Origin of the sequence: Oceanobacillus sp. E9 (assembly GCF_001741975.1) — a bacterium.
GTDB lineage: Bacteria > Bacillota > Bacilli > Bacillales > Amphibacillaceae > Oceanobacillus > Oceanobacillus kimchii.
The window spans coordinates 248,707-274,343 of sequence record NZ_LSNA01000005.1 but is presented as its reverse complement, the minus strand read 5'-3'; the positions used below and the strand labels follow the sequence as shown (position 1 = coordinate 274,343).

Sequence of the window (25,637 nt, the reverse complement as noted above, 5' to 3'; positions counted from 1 at the left end):
ACACACCTACTTATTAATTTAACGGACGAGCAGACACACTTGGGCTATTTCTAAATTGATTGATATACTCCAAAGATTTTCCAGTACCAATCGCGACACTTTCTAAAGGTTCGTCTGTAACGAATACTGGAATCTTTGTTTCATCACTAATTATTTGATCTAAATTTTTTAAAAGAGCCCCTCCGCCAGAAAGTACAATTCCACGATCCATAATATCTGCTGATAGTTCAGGAGGAGTTTTTTCCAGTGTCGATTTTACTGCATTTACAATCGAGTCTACTGTATCATCCAATGATTTCGATATTTCTTCCGATGTTACTGTAATCGTTTTGGGAAGTCCCGTCAATAAGTCTCTTCCTCTAATATCCATTTCTTCAGCATTTTTTCCACCTTTTGCTGAACCAATATCCATTTTAATTGATTCAGCAGACCGTTCCCCTATCATTAAATTATAATGTTTGCGAATGTAATTAATAATGGCTTCGTCCATATCATCACCGGCAATACGAATGGATTCACTGGTTACAATACCTCCAAGTGATATTACTGCTATTTCAGTAGTACCACCACCAATATCTACTATCATACTTCCAGTCGGTTCCCAAACTGGCAAACCAGCTCCAATAGCTGCAGCAAATGGTTCTGCGATTGGATAAGCCTCTTTTGCTCCTGCTTGTTTTGTTGCATCAATTACTGCACGTTCCTCTACCATTGTAATTCCAGAAGGAACACAAACCATAACATTAGGTTTTTTTGCGAATAAAGAACGTTTTTTCATTGCTTTTTTCATGTAATAATTCATCATTACGGACGTTGTATCATAATCTGCAATTACCCCGTCTTTCATAGGACGAATAACAGAAATATTTCCTGGAGTTCTTCCAATCATATTTCGTGCGTTACGGCCTACAGCCTCAATACTACCTGTCTCTAAATTTTTTGCTACCACAGATGGTTCCCGGACAATTATTCCTTTTCCTTTAACAAAAACTAGTGTATTAGCTGTACCCAAATCAATGCCTAAATCCTGCGAAAAATTAAACATACCCAAGTCTATCTCCCTTTCCATCAATTCCTATTTTCTTTATGTATCACGCTTTTTTTCACTATTTTTACATTCATTATAAATGATAAGAAGCGCCTCTTCCTTTCTAACAATGAAAGATGGCGCTAAATTTATCAATCCTTATTTAATTATACGAAAAAACTTATAAAATAGATAGTATTTACAAATAACCTTTTTCTTTTAGGGATACGAATTTTTTGTCGCCGATAATGAGATGGTCTAATACTTCAATTCCGATTAATTTACCAGAGTCCACTAAACGTTTCGTCACTAGGATATCTTCTTGTGACGGTGTAGGATCGTAGGGTAGGAAAAATACGCCTTTCTACATTAATATTAGAAGGTTTTATTTCCCCTCCCTCAGAACCGTACGTACACCTTTCAGCGTATACGGCTCGCCAGTTGAATAAAAACAAGTCCACAGGAAAGGATTTGTATTACATGTTTGAGATTATCTGAAGAATCTTCTTCCGATATAACTTCAGATGATGCATTTTAATAAATATGTGGAAATTACTTTTACACACAAGACCGACTCTTCCATGTTGATTTTTTTGTTTCAAAGAAAAGGCAATTTGTTTCGATGTAGTCTTGTATTTAAAAGCAAGAGTTTTTAAAAAGCTGCTTTCTGCTAAATGAACTATTTTTTCAATATCATTAAAATTTGCAGCAAAAACATAATGATTGGCAAATGAGATAAGTTCTTCATTATATATTCTTAAAATTCGTTGATCAGAAAAATATAAAAGCTTTCTTCTAGCTAAAGAAATGTATTCTTGCAAATCACCATATTCATTTCGAGATACCCATTGGTTCATTTGTTTCTTCGGAACGATCAACCTTAGTCGCTGATTTTTATCAGGATTTGATCCGAAGGCACCTTTAGGTAAGAGTTGATATTTTTGAAAATCAATATTATCTCCTATGTGATATAAGTTTAATTGTATATTACAGAAAAAATGAATATACCCATGGACAAGCTCATCATTAATTTCTCTAAGCAAACTAAGTGCATGAGGTTTTGTGTCGTTTATACCAATAAGCAACTCCGCTCTATTATAAACTAATTTGATAGGAGAATCATTATTTCTTTTAATTATATCTTGTATGTTTTGTACAATAGACTCCTGAAAAATATATTTTATAAGATTTGCTAATTTACTCATGGGATAGGTATATGTGTGACAATGCTTTTGTTGACTCATCATTGATGCATAAAACACAAGTTGAATAAATCTGTGATCATTTACCTTTCCTTTAATCATAGTCATTACAAACTCAATAAATTGTTCTGAATATATGATTTTATCAAAAGATATTTTTATGAACCACTTCATATTGTCCCATGTTATTAATTTTTGGAGGGTGAAAAATGAAGGATCTGTTTTTGGAAGTGAGGATTGATCGAAGCCCTTCATTGGATAGATATACTCTAATATTACAACTACGGCCTCTTTGACTAATGAATCCTTTGTATGGAGGTGGTTATTTAATTTTGAGGTATTCGAAAACCGAAATTTTCCTATTCTTAATTCATAAATAATTTCTTTTATCATGTTATTTACAATTGAGTTTTGTAAGTAACTTAGAAGATTTAAACGCCGAATCACTATTTGCCAAAAGTCTTCCTTATATAATAACCGGTAACAATCGAATAATATCCTTCCCTTTTGTGATGCTTTTTGTATTACGTCCAATTGAGGAAATGGATGAAACGTCATATTCATGACTCCTTTCGTCTAGACGTATTTCAACCTGTCTTCCTTCCCCTTGCCAAACTTATTACAAGCTAACATTGAGTACTATGAAGACTCCGTTACCATATGCCATAAAATTAATATGCACTTAGGCAATCCCTGTATTATGTCAATATATAGATACGTGATGTTTAGGTACCCATTTCGATGGTTTCTTCTTACTGAAGATGGGAGGATAATCCTTACAATGAGTTAGAAAGCGGTGAATTCTAGTCTCATAATATCCCAACTATAATATTAATAGTTACACACCCACTATCCCTTCATCTTGGGTTCAAGCAATTTAGCTTTTACCATGCATCACTTGATCTGAAGGACAAAAGAATAAAATGATTACTTTTTCCTCCTTTTCACATCATGCTATTGTCCCCTAAATAGTTTCCCATTCAAGGTAAGATGCTGATCATAGAACATTGTAAGGAGTTCTAGATACTTTCTGGTATCACTATATACTAACACCTTGCAGGCGCACACCGCTCGGGTGATTGTGGGCTACAATTAATGAAGCTGCAGACCGTTTAACTGCTTCTTTGAAAACCTCTCTAGGATGTACTATAGAAGCGTTTAAACTACCTATAAAGACTGTCTGATAATGAATAATCTGATTTTTAGTATTTAAGAATAAGACTACAAAATGTTCTTGACTTAAATAACGCATTTCTTCCATAACATAGTTGGCACCGTCTTCCGGAGAACGTATAACATAAGGACCATCGGGTTTATAGGCATTCAATCTTTTCCCTAACTCGATAGCAGCAAGAATGATAAGTCCTTTCGCTGTACCTATGCCTTTAATTGCTATAAGTTCTTCAATAGTCGCATCTCTTAATAATTTCATACCCTCAAAATGCATTAAAATTCGATTTGATAATACATTCACTGAATCTTGTTTTGTTCCGCTACCAATTAGAATGGATAGTATTTCTTGATTCGATAAATGAGATGCTCCATGTTTTAGTAATCTCTCTCTAGGTCGATCTTCTTTTGGTACACTTTTCATTGTTAGTACCGACGTTTTCATCCTCTCCCTCCTTTCTTTGTATAGCATATCGGTAGTAGAGAGTAACAACAAATATAAAAAATAGTATTTCACATTAGAATTTCTAACCAATAAAGAGTATTTATCTTAAATAAACTTGTAAAGAAATATAGTTAAAAATATAAATTATATAATTCCATATTAATTTGAATCACATCAAAAAAGCTTGTGAAGAATTATATCTTTCCTCACAAGCTCAATATTATTTTTGTAGAATCTCGTACTCATGCATTAATCTTAACAGTTGCTGAGAAGCAGGTTCTCCACTTGTTTCATTTAAAGTTTCTACCAATTTATTTATTGAATGTGTTTCTTTCGGTACACTCTCTATTAATGGTTGAATTTTATCACTAGTAATTGGATCTGTTGCATTCATTTGATTTGTTAACTCCGTCTGCCAAAAAGAATGAAATGAATCTATCCATTGTACTTCTTCTTTTGTTAACTCTACTTCACCTTCAGTGGTACTCCACTCTTTTACGTATAGATCCACATTACCTTGTTGACTTATAGACTCTGATATAGATTGACCCAATTCTTTTGTCGGAGCAACTCCTGCTAGAAGAAAATATTGATCTTCCCTTTGCCAAATTATTGTTTTTATATCTAAGTCGGTATATTTCTCTTGCCATTCAACTGCGTTCGCCTCTTCAGAAAATATTCCTGCTTGTATAATATAAGATTGCAATGGTTCTATTTGATATGATTCTGTAGTAACCGTCATCGAAGTTTCAGCATCATTTATCCCACCAACAGTTGGAACACCCCCATTGGCTGAAGGTGGAGAATCTACTTGGACAAACATCCGAATTAAGGTAAACCCAAGAACCGATCCGATAATTACTGCAGATATAACTGCCATTAATAAGGGCTTAAGCTGAATTGACTTTTGATTTTTTTTATTGGGAAATCCTTTTTTAGATTTTTTTAAAGCGGTTAACACTGGCAGCTTATCCTGTTCATGTTTTTCTTGGGCAGCAGCTGACTCTTCTGGTGAACTTGAGAATTCCTCTGTAGGTAACTTATACGTCCATTTTTTCCCATTTTTCTCTACTAATATTGGTTTCTTCTTCTCCACAATATGTTCCTCCTGTGCCCAGTAGTATGTCCCTCACTCTAGCACAGGAGATATAAAAAGTAAGACGAAATCTGACACTCTTACTAAGAATCGTTCAACATATTTCGCTGCAGTTCTTTTACATATTGTCTTACTAATGATATAAAGTGTAAGGATCCAGTGATATAATAACACTCATTCTTATGTTCAAAAGCTGTATCGATGTATTTTTTCCAATCATAAACTAATAATTGTGGTTGATTTGTATCTAAAAGTTCTAATTCCTCCAAAGATGGAGCACGAACATGATCAAATGTTGTCACATTTACGTTAGATAGATTTTCTTTCAGACAATTTATCATGTTTTCTACGTCTTTATCCTTAAAAGCTGCAAATAATATATGATGATCGCTTTTGGAATATTGTCGTTTTACCGCATCAACCAAAGCATGTATACCTTCCAGATTATGTGCCCCATCTACAATTATTGACGGATTATTATGGATTTTCTCTAATCTCCCAGGTAATTTAGCTTGTTCTACACCTTCAATTATTTTTTCTTCTGTCAACTGCCAGCCTTGCTCACGAAGTAAATGTAATCCATAAAGGGCTATAGAAGCATTATAGTGTTGATGTTTTCCACTCATATCTAAATTTATATGAAATTGCTGCTTAGAGATATTAAATATAAAACGATTCATTGTGATAGATTCATAAGTGAAATCTTTATCTAAAACAAATAATGGTGAATACATTTCTTCTGTTTTCTTCTCTATTATGTCATATGCAGCCCCGCTGACACCAGTTATCATTGGGATCAATGGTTTAATTATTCCCGCTTTTTGTTCAGCAATTTCTACTAATGTATCCCCTAAAAATGCAGTATGATCATAAGAAACAGTAGTGATTATCGTAAGTATCGGTGAAATAACATTGGTAGTATCCAACATTCCTCCCATTCCTGCTTCTACAACTGCTATATCCACATTATCTTCAAAACAAACAAAGCTTAATACAGTTAGTATCTCAAAATTACTCGGCGAGTTCTCTTCTTTGTCTAACATTTCAATTGCAGGCAACATTTTTTGAAAAGCATGCGAAAATACACTTTCCGATATCGGTTGTTGATTAATTTGAATAAATCCTCTTATTCCATAAAAGCTAGGAGAAGTAAAAGAACCAACCTTATAATTATTAGCTAGGAGTGCAGATTGAATAAATTGACTCGTTGATCCCTTTCCATTTGTACCAGCTATATGAATAATGGGAAGATTTTTATCTGGGTAGTTCACATACTTCAATAATTTGTTCACTCTGTCTAATCCAGGTTGAACCCCAATCGTTTCTCTATTATTAAAATATTGCTCTATTTGTTGAAATAACATGCTTTCCCTACTTTCCAATCCATCATATAATAATTATAGCAGAAAGGATGATTCATTTAATGAAAAAGACTGGATGGATTATTGTCAATGGTAATCTAATAACTGATAAATTCATCGACTATGCAAAAATGATACAAGCGGCCGCACAAAAACAACATATGGATATCAGTATTATTAAAAACAATAATCTTATACTTGATTTGTCCGATAAACAACCGCTTGGATTACATAATCAAACATATACATTACCTGATTTTGTATTCTTTATTGATAAAGATATCTATTTGGCAAAATATCTAGAACAACTTGGTATTCCTGTTTTCAATAATTCTTCTACGATTGAGATGAGTGATGATAAGATACAAACGTACCAAAAACTCTCTGATACAGGAATACCTATTCCACATACAATAATCGCTCCTAAAATCTACACAACAGGGATACTTTCTGATGATTATTTACAGTCAATTATTCACAAACTAGGTATACCGCTAGTGGTTAAAGAAGCGTTCGGCTCTTTTGGTGAACAAGTTTACCTCGTGCATGATTTTGAAGAACTAAAAGAATTGACGAATCAATTACAAGGAAAGCCATTTTTATTTCAAACTTTTATTTCCAGTAGCCATGGAAGAGATATTCGATTACAAGTTGTTGGAGATAAAGTCATTGCAGCGATGGAGCGGAATAATAATCAAGATTTCAGAGCAAATATTACCAATGGTGGGAATATGAAGCCATTTAATCCTGATCCAAAGTCTATTAATATTGCTATCGCTGCTGCACGAGCTATTAATGCTGATTTTGCTGGAGTAGACTTATTATTTGGTCCAGATGATTCTTACTTGGTATGTGAAATTAACGCCAATGCACATATTAGAAATTTGACAGAATGTACTGGTGTCAATATAGCGGATGAAATGATAACCTATATCGAAAGGAAAATAAAATGAGTGCAGGGTGGTTAATATACTCAGAAAAAGATGCAATAAAAAATGCAAGCTATATTGAATGGTTTCAACTAGAGGCAACAAAACAAGGTCTTTCCTTACAATTAATTATTCGTGAACAATTAACGATTGGAATTAATAGAAATCAACCTATTCTTTATTATGACAATAAACATATATCCAAACCGGATTTCGCTGTTGTCCGATATATGGATCCATTATTAAGCAGACATTTAGAGAGAAAAGGAATCAGCGTATTCAATTCATCAACTATCTCAGAGACTTTTAATCATAAAGGCTATACGCATGATGCTATAATTCAAACTGGAGTTCCTATGCCAGATACATATTATTATTCAAACGGACTTCTTCCACACAATCCACCACTTGAATTTCCATTCATTAGCAAAGTAGTAAATGGGAAAGGCGGGAAGCAAGTTACTCTAATTCATCATATGAAAGAGTGGAATACATACAAACTAAACTGTCAATCGGATATCATACTTCAGTCCACTGAAGATATTCAGTTTGGAAAAGATATACGAGTATTTGTAATTGGAAAACAGATTATAGGAGCTGTATTACGAGAAAGCAATACCGACTTCCGGGCTAATTATACGTTAGGAGGAACTGTCTCCATGTATACATTAACTTCTCATCAACGAGCGCTCATACAGAAAATTATAGATGAATTTCATTTTGATATGGTAGGAATTGATTTTCTTCTATCCACAAAAGGAGAAATACTATTCAATGAAATTGAAGATGTTGTTGGTTCACGTACGTGGAGTAAAGTGAGCAATATAAATTTACTCGAACTTTACATCAAACATATTAAATCATCTATTTAACGTTTTTCTTTTTATCGAGAATAATGTCTTTTTGGTAAATTTCTCATTTCAGCTTCACTATATCTTTATATATAACAATGGAAAAGAACATCCGTAAATGCTCTTCTCCATTGTTTTTTCATCGCATAAATTTCTGTGCTGTGGATAACTAAATAACTAAACGATATACGTACTGCGCTTGCGCCGATATCTTACTATTTCAGTTCAGATAAACGTGTCTTCACTTTTGCTTGTTTATCTAAATAATCTTTCTCTTTTCGTTTTTCTTCTTCTACCACGGCTTCTGGTGCTTTACTTACAAAACCTTGGTTAGATAGTTTTTTCTGTACTCGTTCCACTTCTTTCGTCCATTTTATAAGCTCATTTTCTAATCGTTTAATTTCTTTCTCAAAATCAATTAGTCCTTCTAGCGGAAGGAATATTTCTGCTCCTGTTACTACTGAGGTCATTGCTTTATCGGGAGCTTCTATATCTGTGGATATAGACAATTCACTCGGATTGCAAAAACGCTCTAAATAATCTCTATTTTTCTCCAACTCCGTAGTTAATAGTTCATTTTCTGTTTTTATAAGCATTTTAATTTGCTTCGACATTGGAGTATCTACTTCTGCACGACTATTACGTACCGAACGAATAATGGATACTAAGCGTTGCATCTCTTGTACTGCTTGAGAATCCTCAAATTCAGCATTAACCTCTGGCCACTTACTAACTGTAATCGACGGTCCCTCATGAGGCAACTGTTGCCAGATTTCTTCTGTAATAAAAGGCATAAACGGATGCAACATACGCATCGTTTGATCAAGCACGTGAGCAAGAACAGAACGAGTTGTCTTTTTCTTGTCTTCATCTTCTCCGTAGAGTGATAATTTTGCCATTTCTATATACCAATCACAAAATTCATCCCAAATAAAGTTGTATAAATGTCGACCAGCTTCGCCAAATTCATACTTGTTTGAGTTTCTTGTAACTTGTTCAATGGTTTCATTCAATCTTGCTAGAATCCATCGATCTGGGAGAGATAGATTTCCCGTTAAATCAATATCTTCATAAGTGAAGCCTTCCAAGTTCATGATAGAAAAACGTGATGCATTCCATACTTTATTTGCAAAGTTCCATGTAGACTCAACTTTTTCCCAGTGGAAACGTAAATCTTGCCCTGGTGTTGACCCTGTCATTAAGAAATAACGTAACGAATCTGCTCCGTACTTCTCAATTACATCCATCGGGTCTACTCCATTTCCAAGCGACTTACTCATTTTTCTCCCATCTGCATCACGAATAAGTCCGTGTAATAACGTATCTTCAAATGGTTTTTCATCCATGAATTCTTTGGATTGGAAAATCATTCTCGCTACCCAGAAGAAAATAATGTCATAACCTGTTACTAATACATTCGTAGGGAAGTAACGTTTTAAATCAGCAGAATCTTCATTTGGCCATCCCATCGTTGAAAATGGCCATAACGCAGATGAGAACCATGTATCTAACACATCTTCGTCTTGTTCCCAATTTTCAATATCTGCCGGTGCCTCTTTACCTACATATATTTCGTTTGTTTCTTTATGATACCAAGCTGGAATTCGATGTCCCCACCATAATTGACGAGAAATACACCAATCGCGAATATTATCCATCCAATTAAAATAAGTCCGTTCAAATCTATCCGGAACAAAGTTTACTTTTTGATGGGCATCTGCTTGCATATCTAATGCTGATTTTGATAATGGATCCATTTTAACAAACCACTGTGTTGAAAGATAAGGTTCAACTACTGCTCCACTACGTTCAGAATGGCCTACCTGATGGGAACGCTCTTCAATTTCGAACAATACTTCTTGTTCCTGAAGATCATTTACGATTTGTTTACGACATTCAAAACGATCTAACCCTTGATATTTCCCAGCATTTTCATTCATAGATCCATCTTCATTCATCACTAGAATACGTTCTAATTGATGTCTGTTACCTATTTCAAAATCATTCGGATCATGTGCAGGTGTTATTTTTACTGCACCAGAACCAAGTTCCATATCAACATAATCGTCTGCTACAATTTCTATTTCTCTTCCGACAATAGGCAAAATAACTGTCTTACCGATTAGATGCTGATACCGCTCATCTTTCGGATGAACAGCAACTGCTGTATCTCCTAACATCGTTTCTGGGCGTGTTGTAGCAATTTCAATAGTTTCATCACTACCTTTAATTGGGTAGCGCATATGATAAAACTTTCCTTGAACTTCTTCGTAAATTACTTCAATATCCGATAGAGCTGTCTTCGTGGACGGATCCCAGTTAATTATATATTCACCACGATAAATGAGCCCTTTCTCATATAACTTAACAAACACTTCTCGAACCGCATCAGACAATCCCTCATCTAATGTAAAACGTTCTCTTGAGTAATCTAGACCTAGCCCAAGTTTTTCCCATTGTGAACGAATAAAACTAGCGTATTCTTCTTTCCATTCCCATGCTTTTTCTAAAAATTTCTCACGACCTAATTCATAACGATTCGTGCCTGATTCTTTTAATCTTGCCTCAACTTTTGCTTGAGTGGCAATTCCAGCATGGTCCATTCCAGGAAGCCATAATACATCATATCCTTGCATACGCTTCATTCGTGTAATCGTATCTTGCATTGACGTATCCCATGCATGCCCTAAATGTAAACGCCCAGTTACATTTGGAGGTGGAATAACGATTGAATATGGCTCCTTATCAGGATCTCCAGTTGCTTCAAAAAACTTTCCATCTAACCAAAATTGATAGCGTCCTTGTTCTACTTCCTTAGGATTATACTTTGGAGGAAGTGATTGCTTGTTCCCTTTGTCCTGTTCCATTTAGAAACCTCCTTTTAATAAAGCAAAAAAACCCTTTTCATCCTTAAAAAAGGACGAAAAGGGTATAATTTCCGTGGTACCACCTTTGTTTACAAACCAGTCACTGTTTGTACACTCATGTTTGGATAACGGTCAATATACCGGTCTCTCTTACTGATTTTTTCAGAGAAACTGCATCAAGGACGACTTCAAGAACAATGTACTTAGGAAATTTCCAGCTCAAGATTTCCCTCTCTATAAGTGTTAATTCTTTACTACTCCCTATCTTCGCATTTATTTTGCTTATTCGTATTTTTATTTTATATGGAAGTTCTAGTAGCGTCAACTCTTATTTATTATAGGCACGAAACAAGCTTATTTATACATAGTATACTTTAGACCACCAAAAGGTGGGTACAATTCATATAATTTTAGGAGGTTTTTTGTTATGGCAAGGTTCTACCGTTTTCGACTTCCGCCTTGGGCACGAAAGTGTATTATTATTATTGAAGTATCCGTAACACCCATTATGGTATTCCAACTTGTTCGAACATTACTGATTCCAACTACGTTTGATATACTTTTAACTGGTTTATTAATTGGATTAGTAATTGCCTTTTATCTTGAATGGATTTAATTTGTATCAACATTTATCGTTTCGTACTCTTCTTGTATAAAATCGACCCATTTCATACCAAATTGTAATCGTCTAAAGTGTTGTTGAAGTTCTCTCGTTTGTTCCAACATGGATTTTTTAGTTCTTTGCTCTGTATAATTTTGAACAACACGTATATAATGAGCGGGATTTAATAAATTTATAGTTAACAAATGCATTTCTTTTACTGTAAGATGATTCGTTTTACGATATAACTTAAAAGCTTGCTGCATTTCTTCAATTGGTTGGTCATAATGTCCAGTAATATGTTGAAAATAGTTAGCAATATCACTAGAAGGATGGTCAAAACTTGCTTCTTCCCAATTCAATAAATATCCACCCCTGCAATGTGATGGTTCTAATTTTCCATGACATAAACTTTTTGACCAAGAAACACTCTCTTCTTCCAGTTCAAATATAGCATTCATTTTGTTTTGAAGTAACTCAGAAACGTGTACGACACCTTTATACTGAGAACATGCAATTAATTCAAAAGGTGACATGTATCTTCTGCTTTCAAAGTGAACAATTTTTTCTTTCAGACTATCTGGAATATTTCTACAAAATGATTGGAATCCTTCAAAGTCCTTTTTAATTTTATCGATCTGAATGCGTTCTGTTTGCTTCGTTTTTTTGTGGATTAAGGCTAGTGTTTGCATTGTACTCTCGATCTGATAATTAATATCCATGTTTCTAGGAATATCAACCCATGGAGTTAAATAATAATAAAAATGTTCATGTTTTTGATAAAGTGAACCGTCTTTCGTTACATAAACAGGTAGGATTTCAGAGATATTTTTTTCGCTAGCAACATGATAAATACTAACCCATGATTCGATGGTATTTTCATTAAGATAGCTTCGCTTCAGAGCGTAGTCCCGCATTCCATCATGTACTCGAAAAAGTCGACTTGAAACTTTTTCGATTTCTAAAGGATAAATGCTGTAATGTCCGAGTACTTCTTTTAGTATCTCCACCTATCATCCCCCCTTACGATACACTTGACTTTTATGTATACCTACGCAAAACTTGTTTGCGCAGGACCTCCTTATTTTGGAGGGATATACAGTAATTGACCTTGATTCACTTCAAAATCTGACTCTAATTGATTATGTTTGATTAATTGTAAAGGACTAATAGCAAACCTCTGTGCAATGGTTTCTATTGTATCATCCTCTTGAACAATACAAAGACGCATTTTTGTATACTGTTCTTCTTCTGCATTACGGAATATATCAGACAAATAGGTTACATCTTCCGGACTCTCTTCATTATCGAGAATATCAAGAACTTTCTCTTCCTGATCATCATTAACTTCATAATCAGTTTCTTCTACATACTCATCATCTTCTTCTTCTTCTTCTTCCGGTGATGCTTCTACTTCCGAGATACTTTGAAAGTACTCTGATAGCGGTTGTGACTTGACCTTCCATCGATCAGGGTCATCATCATTTGAATGTTCCTTTTCATCTTTATTTTCCACTGTTCTCTCTAGATTTACTGTTGCATCTTCTTGGATTGGATGTTCTATTTCAAAAGAAAACGAATCCTCTTCTTCTGAGTCTTCTCTGGCTGATTCTGCTTCTAAATTATTATCTTGTTGTATACCTTCAATATCTATAGAAGCATATACTTTTAATTGATCTTCTTCCAATAATTCATAGTCAAATGACTCAATTTGAACTGTCACATCATCAAGATTTGCTACTCGATATGGCGGAACAGAAATTTCTACTGGAAAAGTGTGAGAAAATAAATATAATCCGTTTATTTCCTCAATTTTTTCTACATAGCGTTTGGATTGAATTTGATCAAAATCTAATGTTTCTTCTTCTATTTCTGTATAAGGAACTTTTTGATATTCACCCTGCAGTTCAATCGCACCACGAATTAAAATATAGTCTTCATAAGCATGAATAGATATCTCTGGTTCCAAAGATATTCCTCTGATTTCCTCCACTTCCTGTCCTTTTTCAAAGAACAAGGATTCTTCTAATTCAAATGTAAAAGCATTGGAATCAGTCGACAAATCTTATTCCTCCCTTCACATAGCTTCCTATGCCACTTTTTCTTTATCATTTATATGTGTTCATCAACAAGGATATGCAAAAAAAGCAATGTAATATGAAGTTCTCGCCTCATAATACATTGCTTTGTAAATTAATATGGATTTTTATTTTTCTATTTGTTGAAAAGCTTTATGAATAGCTTTAATAGTTTTTTCTATATCCTCATCAGTATGAGCAGTGGAGAGGAATAACCCTTCAAACTGAGAAGGTGGCAAGAAAATGCCTTCATTAACCATCGAACGATAATACTGTGCAAAGTAATCAAGATTTGAGGTTTGTGCTGTCTCAAAGTTAATTACTTCTTCATCCGTGAAAAATACTCCAACCATTGAACCTGCTCGATTAATGTGGATTGAGATATCAAACTTCTCTGCAGCTTCTTTAAAACCTTTCACTAACTTATCCACTTTATTATTGATATCTTCATAGGACTCTTTTGATAAAGCAGATAATGTCTCATATCCTGCTGTCATAGCTAATGGGTTCCCTGATAGTGTACCAGCTTGGTATATAGGACCTGTAGGAGCAATCTGTTCCATAATTTCGCGCTTACCACCATAAGCTCCAACTGGTAATCCACCACCGATTACTTTTCCTAAACAAGTTAAATCAGGTATCACTTCATAATGACCTTGTGCACTATGATAACCAACTCTAAATCCAGTCATTACTTCATCAAAAATTAATAAAGAACCATTTTCTTCAGTAATATCACGAACATCTTGTAAGAAACCATCTTTCGGTGGAACTACTCCCATATTTCCACATACCGGCTCCATAATTACCGCTGCAATACGATCACCATAATGTTCAAAAGCTAATTTTAAACTATCTGTATCATTGTAAGGTACAGTAATAGTATTCTTTGCAATATTTTCAGGTACTCCAGGGCTATCAGGTAATCCAAGAGTTGCCACACCTGATCCTGCTTTTATAAGCAGGGAGTCTCCATGACCATGATAACTCCCTTCAAACTTTATGATTAAATCTCTACTCTTGTATCCTCGAGCCAATCGAATAGCACTCATCGTTGCTTCTGTACCTGAGTTGACCATTCGAACCATTTCAATTGAAGGAACACGATCAATTACTAGTTTAGCTAAATCATTCTCTAATAGTGTTGGCGCCCCAAAACTTGTTCCTTTAGCAGTAATATCTTGAAGCTTTTTAACTACACGCTCATCAGAGTGACCAAGAATTAGTGGTCCCCAGCTTAAAACATAGTCAATATATTCATTGTTATCAATATCTACTATTTTAGAACCCTTTCCTTCTTTCATAAAAACAGGGTTCATACCAACAGATTTAAATGCTCTTACTGGTGAGTTAACCCCACCTGGCATTAAATCAACAGCTTCTTCATACGCATCAATTGAGTGATTGAGTGACATTATAATACCTCCTTAATTTGATTCCTGTAACCATTTTGCAACATCTTTAGCAAAATACGAAATAATTAAATCAGATCCTGCTCGCTTCATTGATGTAAGTTTCTCCATTACTAATGCTTTTTCATCAATCCATCCATTTTGTGCAGCAGCTTTTACCATGGAGTATTCCCCACTAACATTGTATGCTACTACTGGCACATCAAAGTTATTACGAACCTCACGAACAATATCAAGATAAGACATCGCAGGCTTCACTATTAACAAATCAGCGCCTTCTTCTACATCCGAACTTGCCTCGCGAATAGCTTCTAAGCGATTTGCAGGATCCATTTGATACGTTTTACGATCTCCAAACTGAGGAGTACTATCAGCAGCGTCTCTAAATGGACCATAAAATGCAGAAGCATATTTAACTGCATACGACATGATTGGAATATGACTAAACCCTGCTTCATCTAAAGCTTGACGAATTACGACCACAAATCCATCCATCATATTAGATGGTGCAATAATATCCGCACCAGCTTTAGCCTGTGAGACAGCGGTTTTAGCTAATAATTCTAATGAAGCATCATTATCCACATCTTGGTTCTGTATCACGCCACAGTGACCATGAGAAGTGTACTCACATAAACAAGTATCTGCTACAACTAATATATCTGGAAAATCTTTCTTAATCATACGTGTAGCCTCTTGGATAATCCCATGATCATGAAATGCTTCCGAACCTATCTCATCTTTATCAGATACTACACCAAACAAGATAATTGAACGTATACCTAATTCATATGCTTCGTTAACTTCTTCTAATAAATGATCAAAGGATAACTGATAAATTCCTGGCATTGAAGGTATTTCATTTTTTATGTTTGAACCTTCAATAACAAATATAGGATAAATAAAATCAGTAGGTCTTAAGTGAGTTTCTCGTACTAATGAACGCATAGACGTAGATGAACGTAAACGACGATGCCGTTTAAATGATAATAGTTGTTCCATATCAAGTTACACCCTTTCCTCAACCAAATCAATCATAACTTCTATCATTGCATCCGTAGTAAATTCACTAGGAACATGACGATTTGGTAATTTTAATTTTTCTGCTTTCGCTTCTGTAGTTGTTCCAATACAAATATAATCACATGAAGATGGTATATCTTCAACTAGCTCCATCAATGCCATTACTGTTGAAGGACTTGTTAGTGTAACAAAGTCTACATTCTTAATTGTCTTCTCTAATTCATGCTTTGCTTCATAACGATACGTAGTTTCATAAACGTCGATTGTATCAAAGGAAATATTATGATAAGAAAATTCATTTGGAATAATCTCTCTGGAAAGATTTCCTCTGACAATTAATATTGGTTGTTCTCTATGATCATTTTCTATAAACTCTTTTGCCATTGTTTCTGCATCAAATATAGAAGGAATAAAATCTGGTTTCAATCCGTATTCATTTAAAGCGAGTTTCGTTTTTGATCCTACAATACCAACTTTTATATCGGACGGAAATTTAATACCCAAATGATGTAGATAATGAAAAAAACCGTGAACTCCATTTGAACTAGTAAAAAAAATCCAACGATATTTTTTTAATTGCATCCAAACCGGACTTTTTACATCACTTTTATATTGTATAGACAAAAGTGGAACAACCATTGGCTTACCACCGAAACTTTCAATCTGTTTAGCAAAAACTTCTGCTTGTTGTTCTTCTCTAGTAATCAAAACACTCTTTCCTCGAAGAGAGTGACTCATTACTGATCCATCTCCTCTTTTACCCGATCAACGATTTCTTTTGCACCTTGATTTATTAATAATTCTGCCGCTTCTTTACCAACTTCAGTAGGTTCTGTACCCCGAACTGTCTCTTTTAAGATTGTTGTTCCATCTGGTGTTCCTACTAAGGCAGTTAACACTATCTCATCCCCGTCTAAATACGCGTAACCTCCAATTGGAACTTGGCATCCGCCTTCTAGTAAATGAAGAAACGTTCTTTCTGCACTTACAGTCTTCGCTGTATAAGCATCGTGAATTTTTTTAACAATATTTGTAAGTTCTTTGTCATCTTCTCTACTTTCAATTGCTAGTGCACCTTGTCCTACCGCAGGAACACACACCTCTGGTTCCAAGTATTCTGTAATTAATTCTTCACTTAGTCCTACTCGTTTCAATCCAGAAACTGCAAGAATAATTGCATCATAATCTTCTTCTTGAAGTTTACGGATTCGAGTTTCAATATTTCCTCTAATCCATTTTATAGTTAAATCAGGACGCTCTGCTAAAATCTGTGCTCCACGACGTAAACTACTTGTACCTACAGTGGCACCTTCAGGAAGGTCTTGCAAGAGAATATTGTCTTTTGCAAGATAGGCATCACGATGGTCTTCACGTTTAGGAATGGATGATATTGTAAGTCCTTCTGGTATTGCAGCTGGCATGTCTTTCATACTATGTACTGCAAAATCAATTTCTTTATCATACATTGCTTTTTCTATTTCTTTAACAAATAGACCTTTACCACCAACCTTAGATAAAGTTACATCTAGAATCCTATCTCCTTTTGTAACAATCTTCTTTATTTCAAATTCATTTTTTACGCCAGCTTTTTTCAACTGATCAATAACCCATTCTGTTTGAGTTAAAGCAAGATTACTTTTTCTTGTGCCAACAATAATTTTCCTCATCTAAGATCCTCCTAGTAATGAAAGTTTGATAACGTACTGGATAGGAAAAAATTAATTAATAATACCAAAAACGAAACAATATTATACAAAGCTATGCCCTTTCCTCGATAGCCTAAAACCCGCATAAACAAAAAGATTATATACATAACTAAAACGACAAAGGAGCCGATTGTTTTCATATCAAACCATATGAATGGCCAATTAGAAACATAAGCCCATACAATCCCTAATATTATAGCAATTAACAATACGGGTACTCCAATACGATTTATTTTAAAGGTTAGTTTATCTAGTGTTTGAAGATCACCAAATCGAGACATCCACTGATAGCCCTGCTTTTTTTTAAGTAGGTCATACTGTATATAATACATACACGATAGAAAGAATCCAATCGTAAATAGACTATATGAAATCAGTGCCAATGTTATATGAGCTATCAACATTTCTTGTGCAAACTGAATTGTTCCACCTGGAAATTGTGTGTCAGCATGAGCGGTCATATACATTAGCATTAGTATATAAGCAAATCCGTTAATAAATAGAACAATAGAACGAATAGAATATAACAGATAAATCACCAAAGATAAACCAATCAATATCCATGAGTAAAAATATAAACCATCTATAACTGTAGCTACCGGAAACGCCTTCTCATCAAAAACATGATAAAAGAAAAAAACGGTTTGAATAACCCAAACCATTGAAAGCAACCAGAAAGCAATTCGTACCGCTTTCCGGTTCGTATGAATAAAATCAATCATAAATCCAATAAGACTAAAGCTATATAGCAGTAACAATAATTCGTATAGCCATTTCATTTCAACCATCTCGGTATCCTTTCTTTCGATCAGGCTGTTGTAATCTTTTCAATCATTGGAAAAGAAGACGATTCTTCTTTAGCAATCTTCATTAAAGTTTCATTTTTTTTTGCTTGTTTAACTAATTCTTCCTTAACTTCGTCTTCAATGCCGAATATATCTATAAATAATTGTAAAGATTCTTCTGCGTTGTCTTTACCTGCAAACTCTTTCGCCTGTGTAACAGGTTCTTTTAAAAGTTGATTAATAATACTTTTCGTATGCTTATTTAATACCTTTCTTTCTCTATCAGTAAGGTTCGGTATTTTACGTTCTATACTTTGCATTGTTTCTGATTGAATGGTTAATGCTTTTTGTCTTAATGCTGATATAACAGGAATTACTCCTAATGTTTTTAACCATTCCTTGAACGTAACAATTTCTTCTTCAATTAACATTTCAATTTTTTCAGCGGCCTGCTTTCTAGTCTCAAGGTTGTCATCAACAATATGCTGTAAATTATCAATATCATATAAAAATACATTTTCAAGATCAGAAATAGCAGGGTCCATATCACGTGGTACTGCTATATCAACAAGAAAAAGTGCGCGACCCTTTCGCTGTTTTTGCACTTTCTCCATCATCTCTTTTGTAACAACAATTGAATCTGCACCAGTAGAACTGATTAAAATATCAGCCTGTTGAAGGATAATTGGAAGTTGATCTATACTCTCAACATCTGCATTAAACTTTTCAGCCATTTCTACTGCATTTTCAAGTGTACGATTTACTACAGTAATTTTTGTAGCACCAGAACCTTGGATGTTTTTTGCTGCTAATTCTCCCATTTTTCCTGCGCCCAGAATAGCCACATGTTTTTCTTGCAAATCGCCAAAAATTTTCTTTGCTAATTCCACTGCTGCATAACTAATAGAAACTGCGTGTTCTCCAATCGCCGTTTCCTTATGCGCACGCTTTCCAAAAGTAATAGCTTGTTTAAATAGCTCATTAAAGATGGTCCCCGTAGTATTAACTTGTTGTGAATTTAAGAAGGCTTGTTTCACTTGGCCAAGAATTTGCGTTTCTCCTAGTACCATGGAATCTAAACCAGTAGATACTCGAAACAAATGCTCCATTGCTCCATCATCTTCTGTAATTCTTAGATAAGTAGAGAATTCTTCTTTTTCAATACCAAACCAATCAGATAAAAACTGCTTTATATAATATCTGCCAGTATGAAGTTGATCTACAACCGCGTAAATCTCCGTACGATTGCATGTAGAGATAATTACATCTTCTAATATGCTTTTTTGATTTTTCAATTTCACCATCGCATCTTGCAATGACTCTTCAGAGAATGTAAATTTTTCCCTAATATCAACAGGGGTTGTTTTGTAATTAAACCCAACTTTTAGAATATGCACAGTACTACCCCCAAAATCTTTAAATCGGACTTTTTTAATATTATTATAACCTAATACTTATTATAACATGTAAAATTATATCGTGAATCTTTAAAATGTGAACAGAATCTGAAACAATATGTTAATATATATTGGAAAGAATCAATTCGACTGTACTTTAACACAACAGCACCGGGATAGCAAGGAATCAACTCAATATTGGAGGCTAATAGAATATGAAAAAGCAACATTCCTTATTTGCATATTTATGTATAGCAATAGGGGTATATTTTTTATTTAGAGAACTAAAATTACCTTTTTTTACTGATTTTTATTCGTGGCAAACATTACTGATGATTATCGGTATTGGTGTCCTCATACATAGTTACATGACACGTACATATAGTAACTTATTTGCTGGAACATTACTATTTGGGATCGGGATTCATCTTCATGGTGTAAAATATTATGATTTCTGGATCGATCATTGGGGAGTATTCCCATTAATAATTGGATTAGCATTACTCGTACGTTATACTAAAACAAAAAAAGGATTATTATCCGGTATTATCATTGTGATTATTGGATTGCTCCTTATTTTTTCCGATCAATTATCATATTATACTGATTGGATGAATCCAATAACCAACATATTAGATCGTTTTTGGCCTATATTGCTGATTATTTTAGGTTTTTATATGCTGAAGAAACCAAAAAATTAAACCAAACCTATGTTAAGACTACCTTTTACCTAAAAAGTTACCGTCTTTCGTTGGTACTTTTTTATAATACCGAACTAAGGCTAAGGAAGTCTTTTGTTCGTTTTTCATGAGGATATTGAAACGTTGAATATCCTTTTTTATTCTATTCCTAAAATGAGATAGATTATGTGTATTTGGTTTCAACTGTTTCTTCTTTATAATTGTTCATTCATTGTTTTCCATCTCTAAATAAAGCAACAGTGTAAAGTAATCTTGCCAGACGACTAGCTCTAATTAACACAACAGCTTTACTATCTACTTGCAGAATATTATCTGTGCATTCTTGAGCTGTTTCAAAATGTTGTCCTTATTACAACTGAGATTTAATATTTGTACGATAACAAGAACCATAATATCATAATTACATCTGCGACAATTCTATTCATTAAAAAAGTAGTGGATACAATTAATAATTGTATCCACTACTTTTCATATGCTATTTAACCTCTTAGATATTGAGATAAAGCTGACCAAGCTTCATCCTTACCTTCTCCTATTTCAGCTGAGAAAGGAATAAATATATCCGTTTCATCAATATCTAATACTTGCTTCGATCTATTAATGTGTTTTTTACGCTTGTTTTTTGTTATCTTATCTAACTTTGTACCAATAATAATTACAGGAAGATCATAGTATTTAATAAAATCATACATTTGAATATCATCCTGGGTAGGATCATGCCGTAAATCAGTTACAAGTACTACTGCTTTCAACGTATCTCTCGTTTGGAAGTATTCTTCCATCATACGTCCCCATTTTTCTCTTTCCTTTTTTGATACTTTGGCATAGCCATAACCCGGTACGTCTACAAAATAAAATGACTCATTGATACGATAAAAATTAAGTGTCTGTGTTTTACCTGGCTTTGAAGACGTTCTAGCAAGATTTTTTCGATTGATTAGCCGATTTATAAATGATGATTTACCGACATTAGATCTTCCAGCTAAAGCAATCTCCGGTAAATGATCTTCAGGATACTGCTTTTTACTTACCGCACTAATAACAATTTCCGCATGATTAACTTTCATTTTTTATTCCTCCACGAGCGCTTGTTCTAATACTTCGTCTAAATGTTTCACTGGTATAAATGTTAAATCATTTCGCACACTTTCTGGAATGTTCTCAATATCCTTTTCATTTTCTTCAGGAATTATAATAGTTGTTAATCCAGCACGATGAGCACTTAATGCTTTTTCTTTTAATCCTCCAATTGGCAGAACCCTTCCGCGTAAAGTGATCTCACCAGTCATTCCAACTTCTTTTTTAATCGCTCTACCTGTTAATGAGCTTACTAGAGCAGTTGCAATTGTTATCCCAGCAGATGGTCCATCTTTTGGCGTGGCTCCAGCTGGAACGTGAATATGAATATCATATTTTTCATAAAAATCAGGTTCAATATGAAAATGACTTGTTCTTGAACGTACATAACTAAATGCAGCTTGAGCAGATTCTTGCATTACATCCCCTAATTGTCCAGTTAGTGTTAATTTTCCCTTTCCAGGATAATGACTAACTTCAATTGAAAGTATATCTCCTCCAGCAGAAGTATAAGCTAGACCAGTTGCTGCACCAATTTGATCTTCTTGTTCCATTAATCCATATCGGAAATAAGGTTTACCTAAATAATCCTCTATAGTATGTTCCGTAATAATAATTCTCTCTTTCGTTGTATCCGATATTAGTGTTTTGGCTGCTTTTCTGCATAATGTCGCTATTTGTCTTTCTAATCCCCTCACTCCTGCTTCACGAGTGTATCTCCGAATGAGTTTCATTAATGCCGATTCCCGCATTTGTAATTTGCTTTTTGTTAATCCATTTTCTTTTAACTGCTTTGGAATTAAATGTCGCTTTGCAATATGAAGTTTTTCCACTTCCGTATAACCCGCAATTGAGATTAATTCCATTCTATCAAGTAAAGGTTCAGGGATACTCGATACATTATTAGCAGTAGCAATAAAAAGAACATTAGATAAATCATACGTCTCTTCTATAAAGTGATCACTAAACGTATTATTTTGCTCGGGATCTAATACTTCTAACATAGCCGAAGAAGGATCCCCACGAAAATCATTTGACATTTTATCAATCTCATCAAGAAGAAAAACAGGGTTAATAGTTTCTGCTTTTTTCATTCCTTGCATAATTCTACCTGGCATTGCACCAATATAAGTTCTTCTATGCCCACGAATTTCCGCTTCATCTCTAACCCCACCTAAGGATACTCTTACAAACTTTCTATTGATGGAATTCGAAATTGAATTTGCTAAGGAGGTTTTCCCAACTCCAGGTGGTCCAACTAAACATAGGATTGGCCCTTTTATGGAGTTTGTTAATTTTTGGACAGCTAAATATTCCAGTATTCGTTCTTTAACCTTATCCAATCCATAATGATCTGTATTTAATACTTTCTCTGCTTTATTTATATTAATAGTATCTTTCGTTCTGTTTTGCCATGGTAAAGCTACAAGCCATTCAATATAATTTCTAATAACTGAGCTCTCTGCAGATGATTGAGGAACTTTTTCATATCTTCCCAATTCTTTTAAAGCTACATTACGAATATGATCAGGCATGTCCGATTTCTCAATCTTAGAATGCAACTGATCTAAATCTGTTGCCTTACCATCTCTTTCACCTAATTCTTTTTGAATTGCTTTTAATTGCTCTCTTAGGTAGTATTCTTTTTGTGTTTTTTCCATAGAAGATTTTACTCTTTGCCCTATTTTCTTTTCTATATCTAATACTTTCTTCTCATTTGAAATAATCTTCAATAATTTTTTGATTCGCTCATTTATACTAAGTGTTTCTAAGAGCTTTTGTTTTTCTTGTACTTTTAAAGAAATATGAGATGTTATTATATCCGCAAGTCGACCTGGTTCTTCAATGTCACCTACAGTATCAAATGTATCTTCGGTAATTTTACGGGATACTTTAACGTATTGTTTAAAATAGTCTAGTAAGGTTCTCATTAAAGCTTCTATTTCATTTTTTTCACTTTTCGTTTCATCTAATTTCTGAACTTCTACTCGATATTCATCATCAATATCAATGTGACGTATTATTTCTCCTCGGTACATACCTTCCACTAATACACGATTCGTTCCATTAGGTAATTTTAACATTTGCTTAACTTTTGCTACTGTACCAACCGTATATATATCCTCTGGTTGTGGATCGTCAATATTCCCCTTTTTTTGGGCTGCCAAAAATATGTATTCTTCTTCTACCATAGCCCTTTCAATAGAGGCAATTGATTTATCACGTCCCACATCAAGATGTAGAACCATAGAAGGAAAAACTAACAGTCCTCGTAATGGCAGGAGGGGGATCTGTTTAATTTCAGTTGTCATATATTGTGTACCTCCACTAAGTATCAAAAAATAAACTGCATTATGTAAGCTGTCTTAAATATTATTGATATTTTGCTTATTGTTAGAATGTCTCAAAGTCGCTTCTCATATGTATTTGATAAAAAAAGACGGAGAAGGCAGATTGAACATAACTGCTACATCTCCGTCCTAATTTGTATTAAGCACTTTCTTTTGGTAGTTTTTCATTCCCAAGTTTTACTGTGCCGTCTCGAAATACAAGTTTCGGACTACCATCATCCTCAGAAACCGTTTCTTTTGTAATGATACATTTCTCTACGTCTTCTCTTGAAGGAATGTCAAACATCACATCAACAATAATACCTTCGATAATGGATCGTAGTCCTCTAGCTCCTGTTTTTCGCTCAATTGCTTTCTTTGCAATTTCTTGAAGTGCCTCTTCCTCAAATTCAAGATCCACATGATCAATCTCAAATAATTTTTGATATTGTTTTACTAACGCATTTTTGGGCTTAGTTAAGATTTCAATTAACGCTTTTTCGTCTAATGGAGTAAGGCTTCCAATAACTGGAATACGGCCGATAAACTCTGGAATTAGACCGTAACGTAATAGATCTTCAGGTAATACTTTTGAAAGTAATTGACCAGTGTCTAAATCCTCTTGTTTTTCATTTGCACCGAAACCAATAACTTTCTTCCCTAAACGACGTTTGATTACTTGGTCGATACCATCAAATGCACCACCAACGATGAATAAAATATTTGTTGTATCAATTTGAATGAATTCTTGGTGTGGATGCTTTCTACCACCTTGTGGCGGAACGCTAGCTACTGTACCTTCAAGAATTTTTAGTAATGCTTGTTGTACACCTTCACCAGATACATCACGTGTAATAGATGGATTTTCAGATTTACGAGCTACTTTATCAATCTCATCTATATATATGATACCTTTTTCCGCTTTTTCTACATCATAGTCAGCAGCTTGAATTAGTTTTAGAAGAATATTTTCAACATCTTCCCCAACATAACCAGCTTCTGTTAAAGAAGTTGCGTCTGCCATCGCAAATGGAACATTAATAATTCTAGCTAATGTTTGAGCTAGTAATGTTTTACCACTACCTGTTGGTCCGATCATTGCAATATTACTTTTAGCAATTTCTACCTCATCATTGCCTTTTCCAGAATTCACGCGTTTATAGTGATTATATACTGCAACAGAAAGGTTCTTTTTTGCTTTATCTTGACCGATTACATAATCATCAAGTATATCGCAAATTTCTTTTGGCTTTGGAATGTCGTTCATTTCCATTTCTTCTTCTGTACCTAATTCTTCTTCTACGATTTCAGTACAGAGATCTATACATTCATCACATATATATACGCCTGGTCCGGCAACTAATTTACGCACTTGCTCTTGACTTTTTCCACAAAAGGAACATTTTAGTTGTCCTTTTTCCTCATTGAATTTAAACATTACTTTTCACCCCTAAACGTGCTGAAATCGTTCAGCAATCAACTTTTATAGTCATCATATCAGATACAAAATAAAAAACAAAACAATATACCTTTTAGTGTCTCCCATTTGTCAGTGATAAATAAGTCTGTTCTTTCATTA

Annotated in this window: 21 protein-coding genes, 1 pseudogene and 1 other annotated feature; of the genes and pseudogenes, 4 read left to right on the top strand and 18 right to left on the bottom strand. The window is 34.2% G+C overall.

Annotated elements, in window-relative coordinates; genetic code table 11:
* Nucleotides 1-13: 13 nt before the first annotated feature.
* The 6 genes and pseudogenes from AQ616_RS05000 to AQ616_RS04980 form a co-directional block, all read right to left on the bottom strand.
* Entirely contained in the window at nucleotides 14-1,045 is a 1,032-nt protein-coding gene (locus tag AQ616_RS05000; RefSeq protein ID WP_017797168.1) for a rod shape-determining protein, read from the bottom strand.
* A 181-nt stretch (nucleotides 1,046-1,226) separates the two neighbouring features.
* Nucleotides 1,227-1,367: pseudogene (locus tag AQ616_RS19140) on the bottom strand (JAB domain-containing protein); the annotation flags it as partial.
* Between the two features lie 136 nt (nucleotides 1,368-1,503).
* Nucleotides 1,504-2,622, bottom strand: coding sequence for a hypothetical protein (locus AQ616_RS04995; protein ID WP_230199299.1), 1,119 nt, complete (start codon nucleotides 2,620-2,622; stop codon nucleotides 1,504-1,506).
* A gap of 646 nt (nucleotides 2,623-3,268) precedes the next feature.
* Nucleotides 3,269-3,844 carry a RadC family protein gene (gene radC, locus AQ616_RS04990; RefSeq protein ID WP_017797170.1) on the bottom strand — a complete coding sequence of 192 codons (576 nt, stop codon included), beginning with the start codon at nucleotides 3,842-3,844 and terminating at the stop codon, nucleotides 3,269-3,271.
* 220 nt (nucleotides 3,845-4,064) lie between these two features.
* A complete protein-coding gene (locus AQ616_RS04985) occupies nucleotides 4,065-4,940 on the bottom strand; it encodes a hypothetical protein (protein WP_017797171.1) in 876 nt (291 codons plus the stop codon).
* Between the two features lie 83 nt (nucleotides 4,941-5,023).
* A complete protein-coding gene (locus tag AQ616_RS04980) occupies nucleotides 5,024-6,304 on the bottom strand; it encodes a bifunctional folylpolyglutamate synthase/dihydrofolate synthase (RefSeq protein ID WP_069685211.1) in 1,281 nt (426 codons plus the stop codon).
* A 59-nt stretch (nucleotides 6,305-6,363) separates the two neighbouring features.
* Between AQ616_RS04980 and AQ616_RS04975 the strand changes: the two genes are divergently transcribed.
* On the top strand, nucleotides 6,364-7,254 hold the full coding sequence (locus AQ616_RS04975; RefSeq protein WP_069685210.1) for a RimK family alpha-L-glutamate ligase: 891 nt from the start codon (nucleotides 6,364-6,366) through the stop codon (nucleotides 7,252-7,254).
* Entirely contained in the window at nucleotides 7,251-8,102 is an 852-nt protein-coding gene (locus AQ616_RS04970; RefSeq protein WP_069685209.1) for an ATP-grasp domain-containing protein, read from the top strand. The genes AQ616_RS04975 and AQ616_RS04970 overlap by 4 nt, the downstream gene beginning before the upstream one ends.
* A gap of 194 nt (nucleotides 8,103-8,296) precedes the next feature.
* Here AQ616_RS04970 and AQ616_RS04965 read toward each other — a convergent pair whose 3' ends face one another.
* Nucleotides 8,297-10,948: a valine--tRNA ligase gene (locus AQ616_RS04965; protein ID WP_069685208.1), complete on the bottom strand. Its 2,652-nt coding sequence runs from the start codon at nucleotides 10,946-10,948 to the stop codon at nucleotides 8,297-8,299.
* Nucleotides 10,949-10,994: 46 nt separating this feature from the next.
* Nucleotides 10,995-11,225 (bottom strand) — a binding site (T-box leader).
* Nucleotides 11,226-11,375: 150 nt separating this feature from the next.
* On the opposite strand from AQ616_RS04965, the gene AQ616_RS04960 reads away from it, so the two are divergent.
* On the top strand, nucleotides 11,376-11,564 hold the full coding sequence (locus AQ616_RS04960) for a hypothetical protein (RefSeq protein ID WP_017797176.1): 189 nt from the start codon (nucleotides 11,376-11,378) through the stop codon (nucleotides 11,562-11,564).
* Here the strand turns inward: AQ616_RS04960 and ysxE are convergent.
* The 8 genes from ysxE to hemA form a co-directional block, all read right to left on the bottom strand.
* The gene (ysxE, locus tag AQ616_RS04955; protein WP_069685207.1) at nucleotides 11,561-12,559 is read right to left on the bottom strand and encodes a spore coat protein YsxE; all 999 of its coding nucleotides are present in this window, start codon (nucleotides 12,557-12,559) and stop codon (nucleotides 11,561-11,563) included. The genes AQ616_RS04960 and ysxE overlap by 4 nt on opposite strands.
* Nucleotides 12,560-12,630: 71 nt before the next feature.
* A complete protein-coding gene (gene spoVID, locus AQ616_RS04950; protein ID WP_069685206.1) occupies nucleotides 12,631-13,611 on the bottom strand; it encodes a stage VI sporulation protein D in 981 nt (326 codons plus the stop codon).
* 144 nt (nucleotides 13,612-13,755) lie between these two features.
* Nucleotides 13,756-15,042 carry a glutamate-1-semialdehyde 2,1-aminomutase gene (gene hemL / locus AQ616_RS04945; RefSeq protein ID WP_205634382.1) on the bottom strand — a complete coding sequence of 429 codons (1,287 nt, stop codon included), beginning with the start codon at nucleotides 15,040-15,042 and terminating at the stop codon, nucleotides 13,756-13,758.
* Between the two features lie 12 nt (nucleotides 15,043-15,054).
* Nucleotides 15,055-16,041 carry a porphobilinogen synthase gene (gene hemB, locus AQ616_RS04940; protein ID WP_017797180.1) on the bottom strand — a complete coding sequence of 329 codons (987 nt, stop codon included), beginning with the start codon at nucleotides 16,039-16,041 and terminating at the stop codon, nucleotides 15,055-15,057.
* A gap of 6 nt (nucleotides 16,042-16,047) precedes the next feature.
* Entirely contained in the window at nucleotides 16,048-16,800 is a 753-nt protein-coding gene (locus AQ616_RS04935; protein ID WP_069685204.1) for a uroporphyrinogen-III synthase, read from the bottom strand.
* Nucleotides 16,800-17,729 carry a hydroxymethylbilane synthase gene (hemC, locus tag AQ616_RS04930; protein ID WP_017797182.1) on the bottom strand — a complete coding sequence of 310 codons (930 nt, stop codon included), beginning with the start codon at nucleotides 17,727-17,729 and terminating at the stop codon, nucleotides 16,800-16,802. Before hemC ends, AQ616_RS04935 begins: the two co-directional genes overlap by 1 nt.
* A gap of 11 nt (nucleotides 17,730-17,740) precedes the next feature.
* Nucleotides 17,741-18,547 carry a cytochrome C assembly family protein gene (locus AQ616_RS04925; RefSeq protein WP_240490468.1) on the bottom strand — a complete coding sequence of 269 codons (807 nt, stop codon included), beginning with the start codon at nucleotides 18,545-18,547 and terminating at the stop codon, nucleotides 17,741-17,743.
* A gap of 29 nt (nucleotides 18,548-18,576) precedes the next feature.
* Nucleotides 18,577-19,950: a glutamyl-tRNA reductase gene (gene hemA, locus AQ616_RS04920; protein ID WP_069685203.1), complete on the bottom strand. Its 1,374-nt coding sequence runs from the start codon at nucleotides 19,948-19,950 to the stop codon at nucleotides 18,577-18,579.
* A 215-nt stretch (nucleotides 19,951-20,165) separates the two neighbouring features.
* Between hemA and AQ616_RS04915 the strand changes: the two genes are divergently transcribed.
* Entirely contained in the window at nucleotides 20,166-20,651 is a 486-nt protein-coding gene (locus AQ616_RS04915) for a LiaI-LiaF-like domain-containing protein (RefSeq protein WP_017797185.1), read from the top strand.
* 479 nt (nucleotides 20,652-21,130) lie between these two features.
* Here the strand turns inward: AQ616_RS04915 and yihA are convergent, their stop codons facing one another.
* The 3 genes from yihA to clpX form a co-directional block, all read right to left on the bottom strand.
* Nucleotides 21,131-21,718, bottom strand: coding sequence for a ribosome biogenesis GTP-binding protein YihA/YsxC (gene yihA, locus AQ616_RS04910; RefSeq protein ID WP_017797186.1), 588 nt, complete (start codon nucleotides 21,716-21,718; stop codon nucleotides 21,131-21,133).
* A gap of 3 nt (nucleotides 21,719-21,721) precedes the next feature.
* Nucleotides 21,722-24,040: an endopeptidase La gene (gene lon / locus AQ616_RS04905; RefSeq protein ID WP_017797187.1), complete on the bottom strand. Its 2,319-nt coding sequence runs from the start codon at nucleotides 24,038-24,040 to the stop codon at nucleotides 21,722-21,724.
* A 178-nt stretch (nucleotides 24,041-24,218) separates the two neighbouring features.
* On the bottom strand, nucleotides 24,219-25,496 hold the full coding sequence (gene clpX / locus AQ616_RS04900) for an ATP-dependent protease ATP-binding subunit ClpX (RefSeq protein ID WP_017797188.1): 1,278 nt from the start codon (nucleotides 25,494-25,496) through the stop codon (nucleotides 24,219-24,221).
* Nucleotides 25,497-25,637: the final 141 nt, after the last annotated feature.